At 65.5% G+C, this 11,315-nt stretch carries 11 protein-coding genes; 8 read left to right on the top strand and 3 right to left on the bottom strand.

The genetic code is table 11. The features are described 5' to 3' along the window. The first annotated feature begins 244 nt into the window (after positions 1-244). From thrC to moeB, 3 genes are read left to right on the top strand one after another with little or no spacing between them, the layout of a single operon-like run. Positions 245-1,498, top strand: a complete 1,254-nt coding sequence (gene thrC, locus KF785_06390; protein ID MBX3146383.1) for a threonine synthase — start codon at positions 245-247, stop codon at positions 1,496-1,498. A gap of 16 nt (positions 1,499-1,514) precedes the next feature. Next, complete coding sequence (locus KF785_06395; GenBank protein MBX3146384.1) at positions 1,515-1,790, top strand: MoaD/ThiS family protein; 276 nt, start codon at positions 1,515-1,517, stop codon at positions 1,788-1,790. 3 nt (positions 1,791-1,793) lie between these two features. Further along, positions 1,794-2,948: a molybdopterin-synthase adenylyltransferase MoeB gene (gene moeB / locus KF785_06400; protein ID MBX3146385.1), complete on the top strand. Its 1,155-nt coding sequence runs from the start codon at positions 1,794-1,796 to the stop codon at positions 2,946-2,948. A gap of 3 nt (positions 2,949-2,951) precedes the next feature. On the opposite strand, the gene KF785_06405 is transcribed toward moeB, so the two are convergent. Continuing rightward, positions 2,952-4,319 (bottom strand): M20/M25/M40 family metallo-hydrolase, encoded by a 1,368-nt coding sequence (locus KF785_06405; protein MBX3146386.1) that lies wholly within the window; start codon positions 4,317-4,319, stop codon positions 2,952-2,954. Between the two features lie 124 nt (positions 4,320-4,443). Between KF785_06405 and KF785_06410 the strand changes: the two genes are divergently transcribed. Beyond that, entirely contained in the window at positions 4,444-5,280 is an 837-nt protein-coding gene (locus KF785_06410; GenBank protein MBX3146387.1) for an alpha/beta hydrolase, read from the top strand. A gap of 2 nt (positions 5,281-5,282) precedes the next feature. Beyond that, a complete protein-coding gene (locus tag KF785_06415) occupies positions 5,283-6,308 on the top strand; it encodes a hypothetical protein (GenBank protein ID MBX3146388.1) in 1,026 nt (341 codons plus the stop codon). A 1-nt stretch (position 6,309) separates the two neighbouring features. Here the strand turns inward: KF785_06415 and KF785_06420 are convergent, their stop codons facing one another. Both KF785_06420 and KF785_06425 read right to left on the bottom strand, forming a co-directional pair. Further along, complete coding sequence (locus KF785_06420) at positions 6,310-7,083, bottom strand: enoyl-CoA hydratase/isomerase family protein (protein MBX3146389.1); 774 nt, start codon at positions 7,081-7,083, stop codon at positions 6,310-6,312. Between the two features lie 19 nt (positions 7,084-7,102). Then, a complete protein-coding gene (locus tag KF785_06425) occupies positions 7,103-7,810 on the bottom strand; it encodes a GntR family transcriptional regulator (GenBank protein MBX3146390.1) in 708 nt (235 codons plus the stop codon). A 153-nt stretch (positions 7,811-7,963) separates the two neighbouring features. Here KF785_06425 and hpaB point away from each other — a divergent pair, with 153 nt between their 5' ends. The 3 genes from hpaB to KF785_06440 are packed head-to-tail and all read left to right on the top strand — an operon-like array spanning position 7,964 to position 11,315. Beyond that, positions 7,964-9,442 (top strand): 4-hydroxyphenylacetate 3-monooxygenase, oxygenase component, encoded by a 1,479-nt coding sequence (gene hpaB, locus KF785_06430; GenBank protein MBX3146391.1) that lies wholly within the window; start codon positions 7,964-7,966, stop codon positions 9,440-9,442. Beyond that, the gene (locus KF785_06435) at positions 9,439-10,416 is read left to right on the top strand and encodes a hypothetical protein (GenBank protein MBX3146392.1); all 978 of its coding nucleotides are present in this window, start codon (positions 9,439-9,441) and stop codon (positions 10,414-10,416) included. The genes hpaB and KF785_06435 overlap by 4 nt, the downstream gene beginning before the upstream one ends. Next, positions 10,413-11,315, top strand: coding sequence for an SMP-30/gluconolactonase/LRE family protein (locus KF785_06440; GenBank protein ID MBX3146393.1), 903 nt, complete (start codon positions 10,413-10,415; stop codon positions 11,313-11,315). The genes KF785_06435 and KF785_06440 overlap by 4 nt, the downstream gene beginning before the upstream one ends.

Genomic DNA, 11,315 nt, shown 5'->3' on the forward strand with positions numbered 1-11,315 from the left:
TTGCGAACATGGCCGTCAAGCTAGTGAACGGACTCTCAGGCCGCAAGAGCCCCCCTCTTGCGCGATTGGCGGCCGCGCGTTAGCGTTGAGGGACAATTGTTGGCTCGTGGCAATTTGCGGCATATTGCGGCCACGCTAAACAAACGCTAAAAAGCCACGCGCTCGCGTGTCTTTTGGCACCCGGGCGATTTTTGTTTGCCGGGTGCCTCGAGACGACGAGACGTGTGGGGATGGAGAGAGTCCCTTGACCGTCGTTTCGCTGGAAGCTGCCACTCAGCCGGTTCCCCTCGTTTGCGGCCATTGCGGTGTCTCGCATGAGCCGATTGCCCAGGCAGTCTGTCCGGAATGTCTCGGACCCCTCGAGCCCTACTACGATCCGAGTCGGCGTTTGCCGAGCCGCGGGGAGATCGCGGATCGGGCGCCTTCGCTCTGGCGTTACCGCGAATGGCTCCCGTTTCTGGGCGAGCCGACCTACTCCCTCGATACCGGCTTCACGCCGCTGGTCGAAGCGCCCCGGCTCGCCGCGCTGCTCGGCGTGGCCCGGGCCTGGGTCAAGAACGACACGGTGGCGCATCCGACCCTGTCGTTCAAAGATCGGGTCGTTGCCAGCGCCATCAATGCCGCCGCCGGACTCGGCCTCACCACCATCGGTTGCGCTTCGACCGGCAACCTGGCCATCGCGGTGGCTGCGCATGCGGCCCGCGCCGGGATCCCGGCCTGGGTGCTGGTGCCCGAGACGCTCGAGCCCGCCAAGATCCTCGCCTCGGCAGTGGCCGGCGCTCGGGTCCTCAAGATCAAGGGCAACTACGATGACGTGAACCGGCTCTGTGCTCAGCTGGCTGATCGCTATGCCTGGGGCATCGTCAACGTCAATCTGCGCCCCTACTACGGTGAGGGTTCCAAGACGGTTGCCTTCGAGATTGCGGAGCAGCTCGGCTGGCGGCTGCCGACGGCGGTCGTGGCGCCGCTGGCAGGCGGCTCGCTGCTGTCGAAGCTTTACAAAGGCTTCGGCGAGTTCCGCGCGGCTGGCCTGGTCGACGATCCGGCGCCGCGACTGTATGGCGCCCAGGCGTCAGGCTGCTCGCCCATCGTCAATGCGGTCGAGAGCGGCGCCACGACGATCACCCCGGTGATTCCGAATACGATCGCCAAGTCACTCGCGATTGGCGCGCCGGCGGACGGCGCCCGGGCGGCCCAGTGCATCCGCGACAGCGGCGGCTGGGCTGCGGCCGTGTCCGATGAGGACCTGATCAAGGCGATCCGGATCCTGGCCGAGACCACCGGTGTCTTTACGGAAACGGCAGGCGGCGTCACCGCCGCCGCGGCGCAGGCGCTTGCTGCAAAAGGGCACTTCAAGGCGGATGACGAGGTCGTCATCTGCGTCACGGCGCACGGGCTCAAGACGCCCGATGCCGTGTCACCCGACGTCTTCGACATTCCCGTGGTCTCGAGCAAGCTGGGCGAGGTCGCGAAGGTCGTGGACGCGTACCAACACTAGAGAACGGAGTACTACCATGGCTGTTACCATCACGCTTCCCACCGTTCTCGCGCGTCACGCCGGCGGTCTCAAAGCTCACACGGTTGCCGGCGCCACCCTGGGCGAGGCGCTCGGTCACGTGACCCGTGATTATCCTGAACTCGGTCGTCGGCTCGAGCAGGCGACCGATCCGGCCAACGCGTTCGTGACGATCTATGTCAACGACGAAGATGCTCGCTTCCTGAGCGGACTCGACACCCCGGTCAAAGATGGCGACGACATCAGTGTCGTGTCGGCCATCGCGGGGGGCTAAGCCATGGCATCGGTCGCTCCGCGAGCGGCTGGCACGCTGAGCCAGGACGAACTGGTTCGCTACAGCCGCCATATCATCCTGCCGGAAGTCGGGCTTGCCGGGCAGGAACAGCTCAAGAAGGCGCGCATCCTCGTCGTTGGCGCCGGTGGGCTCGGGTCGCCGGTGGCGCTCTACCTCGCCGCGGCCGGGGTCGGTCATCTCGGTATCGTGGATTTCGATACGGTCGATGCCTCGAACCTGCAGCGCCAGATTCTGCACAGCACGAGCACGGTCGGTCAGTCGAAGCTCGACTCCGCCGAGGCGCGCCTGCTCAACCTGAATCCGTACACCAAGCTCGAACGCTACGACACCCGACTCTCGGCCGACAACGCCCTCGAGATCATCGAAGGGTATGACGTGGTGGTCGACGGAACCGACAATTTCGGTACCCGGTACCTGGTCAACGATGCCTGCGTGCTGACGGGTGTGCCAAACGCCTACGGCAGCATCTTCCGGTTCGAGGGTCAGGCCTCGGTCTTTGCGACGAAGGATGGCCCGTGCTATCGATGTCTCTTCCGGGTGCCGCCGCCGGCGGGTGCGGTCCCGAACTGCGCCGAAGGTGGCGTGCTCGGTGTGCTGCCAGGTCTGGTCGGCACGATTCAGGCGACCGAAGCGATCAAGCTCGTGCTCGGCATCGGCCGGCCGCTGATCGGTGAGCTGCTGCTGGTCGACGCCCTCGACATGCAGTTCCGCCGGCTCAAGGTGCGGAAGGACCCGAACTGCCCGGCCTGCGGTACGCGTGAGATCAAGGAGCTGGTCGATCTCGACGTGGCCTGCGAAGCCCCGCCTGCCAAGTCCGGCGTGCGCGACATCTCGGCGGCTGACCTCGACGCCAGGCGGAAGCGGGGCGATAGCTTCTTCCTGCTCGATGTGCGTGAGCCGCATGAGTGGGCCATCGCTCGGATCGAGGGGGCCGAGCTGATTCCCCTTGGTGAGGTGGGTCGGTCGCTGGAGCAGATTCCGCGCGATCGTGAGGTCGTCGTCTATTGTAAGGGCGGAGTGCGGAGCTTGCAGGCTGCCGAGCAGTTGGTGGACGCGGGATACACGCAAGTGACCAACCTGTCGGGCGGGATCCTCGCTTGGCGGAGCGACGTGGATCCCTCCCTGAGCCGGTACTGATCCTCAGTCGGTGGCGGGCTGCGCGGGGCGCGACAGGCGGTTGATCAGGACCGCCGCGCGCAGCGCCGCCATCCGAAGAGAGGGCAGGTAGATCCCTTCCGATGGCGCATGGGCGCCGAATCCATCGACACCCAGTCCGTCCAGCCCGGGAATGATGTCGGCGACGAAGCCGATATCGCCCGCGCCGCGGCGTTCTGGCGGAAGAGCCGCGACCGCCGGATACCCCAGGTCCTGACTTGCCTGATCAAAGATCCGCAAGGCCTCGCGCCCTCCGGGAGTCGGAGGCATGCCCGGATAGCCGTCGACGAATTCGATCGTTGCCGTGGTGCCTGGCAGGTTGTTCGCGACGATTGCACGCATGACCGCACGAACGGAATCCTCCTGGCCGCGGGTCAGGGTGCGCAGGTCGCCGTGCGCCACCACCCGTCTCGGCACGATGTTCACCTTGCCTGAGCTGGTGCCGCTCACGGCGGCCGTATCGTACTCGACCTCGGTTCCGCCGAGGATCACGCCGGGGCTGAAGGTGAGATACGGCTGGTTCCAGAGCTGTTCCCGGAACGCGTTCAGGATTCGGGCGCTTTCGTAGATGGCGCCGAAGCCCAGCGTTTCGCGGAAGATGGCCGACGAGTGGCCCTGATTGCCGGTGGTCGTCAGCACCCACATCGAAGCGCCTCGACGGGCGATGGTTGCATTGTGCGCATCGCCGCCCTCGAAGGCCAGGGCAAGGTCGCTTCGGCGGGCGGCGTCCATCAGAGACTTGCGGGATACCTCGAGCGGCCGTCCGGCCGATTCCTCGTCGCCCGTGAAGATGAGAATGATCGAGGTGGCATCGAGGGCCCCTGATTGCTTGAGGGCCTTGAGCGCCAAGATTGCGGCGACGTTGCCGCCTTTCATGTCCACCGCCCCTGCGCCGCTGGCAACGCTGTCGGTGCGCACAAAGCGTTCGGATTCATTCTCGAACACGGTGTCGAGGTGCCCGATCAGGAGCAGTCGCTTGCCGCCGGGTCGAAAGCGCGGCCCCTGCCACTCGGCGATGAGATGCCCGGCACGGTTGACCTCTGGAGGCAGTTCTTCCCAACGGGTCGTAAAGCCAATCGCATCGAGTTCGCGACGGAAGACGCGTCCGACCTCGCGGACGCCGGCCAAGTTGAGTGTGCCGCTCGGGATGTTGATCGTTTCCTCGAGCAGGGTCACCGCGCCGTCGAAGTGCGCGTCGACGGCCTGGCGAATCCGCCGCTCTTCCGGTGAGAGTCCCCTCTGGGCTGCGAGGGGTGCGGCGACCAGCGTCCAGAGGGAAACCAGCCACAGGGCTGCCAGGATGGCGACCGCAGTCGCGACCGAACGAGATTGCGGTTGACGGACATTCCTCATAGTCATCAGGTCGACAGATTGGGGTGAGCTGGGCCGAGAGCAGGCTGCGATCTCGCAAGATACCCCTTCAGATCTTGCTACGCACCGGCGATGGCGCAATCCTTCCTGGCAGATGAATTACCCAATGATCGACCATGGCGGCGCCGGGCAGGTGTTGCATTGGGCTCCGGCCAACGGATTTCCGCTGGAGACCTATCGACCGATTCTCGAAGGGCTGACGGCGCAGTACCATTGCGTGACGCTCCCGCCACGCGCGCTCTGGCCATCCGCCGGCGATCCGCCCGCAGACAACGGGGACTGGAGCGAGCTGGCGGTGGATCTCGTGGCCGGGATCGAGGAGCGCGGCTGGAGCGATGTCGTTGCCGTGGGTCATTCCTTTGGCGCGGTGGCCTCGCTGGTTGCTGCAACGATGCAGCGGTCGCTGTTCCGAGCCCTCGTACTGCTCGATCCGGTGATTCTCCCGAGCAGCGGAATGCAGCAGTATGCGCGTGCCAAGGGGGCCGACTGGCAGCCGGACGGCCATCCGCTCGCTCGGCAGGCAATCAAGCGCCGCAGCCGTTTTTCGTCCCGCGAGGAGGCGTTCGAGGCGTGGCGTGGCCGACGGCTTTTTGCCGACTGGTCCGACTCGGCGCTGGCGTGGTACACCGACGGCGGGCTGCGCCCCGATGGGTCGGGGGGCTTTGATCTCGCTTGGTCGCCGGCCTGGGAAGCCTACTACTACCGCTCGTACAAGGTGGACACCTGGCAGAATGTTGCGCGGCTCGATCCGGCCTTGCCGATCCTGCTGGTCTCCGGAGCGGAGTCAGACGCATTCGGGCCGGAGGCTCGTGCCGAGTTCGAGGCGGCGGTGCCGTGGGCGGAGTCGATCGTTCTGGAGGGATCAGGCCACCTGTTTCCGCAGGCGCGACCGGAGGCTACGCTTGCTGTGCTGAGGGATTGGTTGTCGCGAACCGTGAGGTGAGAATGCGGAACCTGACTGTGCTGGTGCTCGGGCTCGGTGTGCCGGCTTTCCTGGCCGGGCAGGGTGGCCCGCGGCTCGAGGTGCAATCGTCGGGCACCACGGCCCGCTTGCAGGCGGTGTCGGTGGTCAACGATCGTGTTGTCTGGGCCAGCGGGGTTCGCGGTACCGTGGTTCGGACGACGGACGGCGGTGCTACCTGGGCGGTGCGGGCCGTGCCAGGCGCGGATTCGCTCGAGTTTCGGGACATCCATGCCTTCGATGCGGACCATGCCGTGGTGCTTGCCGCCGGCCCTGGCGACCGCTCCCGGGTGTACCGGACGGACAACGGCGGGGCCAGTTGGCTGCTGACCTACACTAACCGGATCCCGGAAGCATTCTTCGACTGCTTCGATTTTCACGGGCAGATCGGGATCGCGTTCAGCGATGCGGTCGGCGACACCTTCCCCTTGATTCGAACAGCGGACGGTGGGCGGACCTGGGCGGCCTATACTCCGCCGGGCGGCATGATCCGTCCCCTCGCCGGAGAAGGTGCGTTCGCAGCGAGCGGGACCTGCCTGGTGATGCGTTCGGACTTGAGCGCCTGGGTCGGCACTGCGGTTGGCGGGCGGGTGCTGCGATTCGGAGTCGACCAATCCCGTGCGGTCGGGACTCCGATCTTCAATGCGGCGCCAGCCTCTGGCATTGCCACTCTGGCATTCGCTGGCGACCTGCTCGGTATGGCCGCGGGTGGGGACCTCGGTGCGCCGGATGCCTATCTCGACAACGTGGTGGTGACGATCGACGGCGGTCGTAGCTGGGCGCTGGCGGGTCGGCCGGCGTTTCCTGGTGCGGTGTACGGGTTAGCTTACGTGCCACTCCATCCGAAAACCGTCGTTGCGGTGGGTCCGAAGGGGGCGGCCTGGACCGAGGATCACGGCGAGACCTGGCTCCTCCTCGACGGAGGTAACTATTGGGGAATCGGGTTCTCCCCGACGGGTATTGGTTGGCTGACCGGACCGTCGGGGCGCATCGTCAAGATCGTCTTCTGAGCTAGCGCTTGAACGCCGCGGCAATCGCGGCGCGAGCCGGCTCCGTCAGCACGAGGCCGCCGCTCATCGCTGCGCGCTTGGCGAGCAGCTCATCCCAACCTTCAGTGCCTTCCCAGAACACGGCCTTGATCCCCGCCATGGCCAGCGGGTTGCACGATGCCAGCCACGCGGCTCGTTTGGCGAGGGCGGCGTCCATCTCCGCCACGGAGGGGTGGACTTCGGCGTAGAGCGAGTGCTGCGCACCCCATTCGGCGGAGCGCCAGTCGGCGTCGACGCTCATCGCGGCGTAGGCGCCCAGCCCGATTTTCTTCTCGATGACCGGCCCCACCACGAACGGTCCGATCCCGACGGCGAGCTCGCTCAGCTTGAGTGCGGCGCCCGATGTGGCAATCGACCAGTCGGCTGCCGCGATCACGCCGATGCCGCCACCGGTCGCCTTGCCGTGGACGCGCGCCAGCACGAACTTGGGCGCGCGGATCATGGCCAGGATCACTCCCGCAAAACCCGAGAAGAATCGCTGACCGGCTGCGGCATCATTGACGGCGCGGAGCTCGTCGAACGATGCGCCGGCGCAGAATGGCCCGGTGCCCTCGCTTCGCAGGACGATGACGCGGGCGGCGGGGTCGTTGCCGGCCTCCCGGATGGTGTCGGCAAGCTTGCCGAGCAGGGCGCCAGGAAGGGAGTTGCTCTTGGGGTGACCAAAGGTGATCGTGGCGATGCCGTCAGCCAGGGTGCTGGAGACGTTGCCGTCGTGAATCGGATCGGATGACACCAAACCTCCCCATCAAAGTTGTTCAGTGCGCGTGGTTCGAGCCTCCGTTTCCGGCTCGCTCGAGCGCCGTCAGGACCTGTTCTTCCGACGCGACAAGGTGCGCGCCAAGCAAATCTCGACAGCCGTCCTGTTCGCCGCGCAGCAGCAGACCATACATGGCTCGATGGTCGTCCACCAGGCCGCCCAGGGTCGGCTCGGTCCGTGCGTCGAGCAGCGCCAGGCCGAGCCGCAGCTCGTCGAGGCTCGCCGTGAACGCCTGCTGGATCCGCTCGCTGCCGTGGAGACGGACCACAGCCTGGTGAAAGGCCAGGTCCGCCTCGATGATCGCCGCCGGGTCGTCGAAAGTCGCTGCCTGGGTCAGCTGCTCGATCGCGGCCCCGATTTCGTGGAACCCCTCCGCCGGCCGTCCTGTGCTGGCCTCGATGGCCGAGAGCTCGAACAGGCGGCGCATCCGGTAGAGATCTCTGACGCTGTCGGCCGAGAGCGTTGACACGGTGGCGCTGCGATGCCGCTGCAACTGGACCAGCCCGCGCGCCGCCAGGATCTTGATCGCTTCGCGCAGCGTGTTTCGGGACACCTCGAGCGCCGCCGCGAGTTCGATTTCCGGGAGGCGGGTGCCGGGAGCAAGCTCGCCCCGGAGAATCCGGGATGCAAGCGTATGGGCTGCGATATCGGCCCGGTTGGCCTCGCCCAGTGAGCCGTTGGGTTGCCAGTCAGCTGGAGATGTCATCGCGCCTCGCGAGGTTGCTTGCCTCCGAGGCGCCCCGGGCAAGTGAGTTGCCATTTGATTGAACAATCTCCCTTCAATAAACAACCCGCGGTCAATGGCTTGCATGAAGTCCCTGTGAATATATCTTAATTGTTCAACAATCAAGGTGCTAGAATGAGCTCCCAGTCTCCGTCAGGAGCGCGAAGAGGGTCTCAAGTCATTGAAAGACTTCGAGATAGGCCGCCATCTCTGTGGCATCGCGGCGAGCCAGTAAAGGATCCTACAACTTCCCCTGGCTTTGCAGGCGGGGTCCGCACGCTGGCCCGCCTCTATGATCTGCAATGGCAGGATCCGGAGCGGACTCTCTTCGATTCCCCTGGCGGACCGTTTCGGGTTGGGCGCTCTTTTCAGAATCCGACCACCAGCGAGGACCTGAAGGCAGTCGGTCGGTCGATGGAGCACTGGACCGGCGCCACCTTGGGCATGATGGGACGGCTACCCGACTACATCAATCGGTCGATCTCGGGTTACGCAGCGGGTGCTGCGTTCCTGGGTGAAGCCGACCCGCGTTTCGGCGACAACATTCGGGCCTATCACGCCTATATCCGTGACCACGATCTCTGCCTGACCCATACGCTGAGCAGCCCGCAGGCCAATCGCTCGGTGCACGCGGCCATGCAGGCCGATCCGTTCCTGGCCGCCAAGGTCAAGGACGAGAACGACGCCGGGATCGTGGTACGCGGCTGCCGTATGCTTGCCACGCTGCCTGTTGCCGACGAGATCATGGTGTTTCCGTCGACGTTTCTCCGGAATACGGAGGAAGATCAGCGTTACGCGTACGCGCTTTCGATTCCGACGGATACGCCTGGCCTGCGCTTTCTCTGCCGGGAAACCGTGGACCATGGGCGTTCGCACTACGATCATCCCCTGGCCTCGCGGTTCGAGGAGAACGATGCGGTCGTGATCTTCGACGACGTCTTCGTGCCATGGGAGCGCGTCTTTCTCTACCGCGATGTGGCCCGTTGCAATGCCGCCTACCAGAAGACCGGGGCGCTGGCGAACATGGCCCATCAGGTGCTGATCAAGAACATCGCCAAGACGGAGTATCTCCTCGGCCTCGCGTCGATGATGGTCGACGCAATTGCCATCGAGCAATTCCAGCATGTCCAGGAGAAGCTGGCTGAGATCTGGGTCAATCTGGAAACGATGCGCGCGTTCCGAGTTGCTGCGGAGGCCGGCGCCGCGCTCGACGAATATGGTGTGATGCGTCCGGTGTGGGATCCGCTCGACGCCGCTCGGAACCTGTATCCGCGGCTCTACCCGCGGATGATCGAGATCATCCAGCAGCTCGGGGCAGCGGGTCTCGTTGCGATGCCGACCGAGGCGGACGTCAACGGACCGCTGATCGAGGATGTAAAGCGTTACTTTCAGGCGGCGCGCCTCGAAGCGCTCGACCGGATTCCCCTGTTCCGTCTGGCCTGGGACACCGCCATCTCGGCGTTCGGAACACGGCAGGTACTGTACGAGCGGTACTTTTTCGGCGACCCGGTCCGGATGGCGGGTGCCTTGGTCAACAGCCACGATCGGACCGTATATATGGACAAGGTTCGCAGCTTCCTGGCCCGGGCCGCAACGGACGGCGACCTCGAGTGAAGGTTGCCCTGCTCGGATCGCTCGCCACCGCTCAGCGTGAACGGCTCGAGGCCCTGGTCACCGAGCCGATCGAGTTCATTCCGCTGCCGGACGAGCTGCCGTACCAGGCAGTGGAGGCGGGCCTGCTCGAGGCGCGGGCTGCGATCTCGATGCGATACGATCGCTCGATGCCTCAGGCGCCCCGGCTCGAACTGCTCCAGGTCGGCGGCGCCGGCTACGATGGAGTGGATCTGGAACACCTGCCGCGCGGATGTCAGGTGTGCAACGCCTACGGTCATGAAGTGCCGATCGCCGAGTATGTTGTGCTGGCGATGTTACAGTGGTGCTCACGGTTCATGGAGGCAGAGCGCTCCTTCCGGGTCGATGGTTCGTGGCACCTGGGCGGGCGGACCGCAGGACCATATCAGGACGAGCTGGCAGGAAAGACCGTTGGCATCCTGGGGTTTGGGCACATTGCCCAGGCGCTGGTTCCGCGCGTCAAGGCAATGGATACGACGGTGATGGTGTGCAGTCGCACCGAGCGGTCGCTGCCGCCAGGAGTCGACTGGTTCGGAGGCGCTGCCCGACTCGACGACTTTCTTCCGCAGGTCGACTTCCTTGTCGTGACCGCTGCGCTGACGCCGGAGACGACGGGAATGATCGGTGCGCGCGAACTGGCCTTGCTGCGCCCGACCGCGGTTGTGATCAACGTGGCGCGTGGTCAGATCATCGATGAGGATGCGTTGTACCATGCCCTGTCCTCGGCCCGAATTGGCGGTGCGATACTGGACGCCTGGTATCGGTATCCGACGCCGGAGTCTCCGGAGGTTCGGCCGTCGCGCCATCCCTTCCATGAGCTGGCCAATGTCTACATGACGCCACATTCGTCGGCCTGGACGATCGGGATGGTGAATCGGCGCTGGGCCACCATCGCGTCCAATCTCGATCGGCTTGCTCGCGGTGAGCCGCTCCTCAATGTGGTGCACCGAACATGACCGATCTCGTTGCGACCTGTGTGCTGCCCGTCGAGAACCACCTGGGCGAGAGTCCAATCTGGTGTGAGCTGCGGCAGCGGCTGTACTGGGTCGACACGCGTGCCCCGCTGATCTGGTGGTTCGAGCCGGACACGGGGGAGCACGGATCGGTCCCGTTGCCGGAGATGGTGGGGTCGATCGCCTTCGTAGTAGATCACGATCTGCTGCTTGCTGCGCTGGAGACTGCTTTCTGGCTGGTGAATCCTGAGACCGGAACGCTGGAGCCGTTTGCCTCGCCCGGCGATGTTCCGAACGGGCACCGGTTCAACGACGGCCGCGTCGATCGGGCCGGTCGCTTCTGGTGCGGCACGATGAACACCGGCGATCGGTCGCCGACCGGGTCGCTCTACCGTCTCGATCCCGACGGCCACGTCGAGCGATTCTTCAATGGGATCGTGGTGCCGAACAGCACGGCCTGGAGTCCCGACGGACGTCAGATGTACTTCGCCGATACCTACCGCTTTCAGATCCAGGTGTTCGACTTCGACCTCGAGGCGGGACGGCTCGGCCCGGACCGGGTCCTGGTGGATCTGACCGGTCGACCGGGGCGCCCCGATGGCTCGACGGTCGATGCGGAGGGCTGCCTCTGGAACGCCGAGTATAACGGCGGCCGCGTCGTGCGATACCGTCCGGACGGCACCGTCGATCGAATCGTCACACTGCCGGTACGCAACGCGACCTGCTGTGCCTTCGGCGGGCCGGCACTCGATACGCTCTACATCACCACGGCCTGGCAGCGGTTGACGCCGGAGGAGCGTGCGGAGCAACCCATGGCCGGCGGCTTGTTTGCGGTCAAGCCCGGTGTGACGGGGCTTCCTGAGCAGCGGTTCGGCCCGCTCGCGCGCGGGTCGCGGCGTTGA

It is taken from the genome of Gemmatimonadales bacterium (genome assembly GCA_019637315.1).
Lineage (GTDB): Bacteria > Gemmatimonadota > Gemmatimonadetes > Gemmatimonadales > GWC2-71-9 > SHZU01.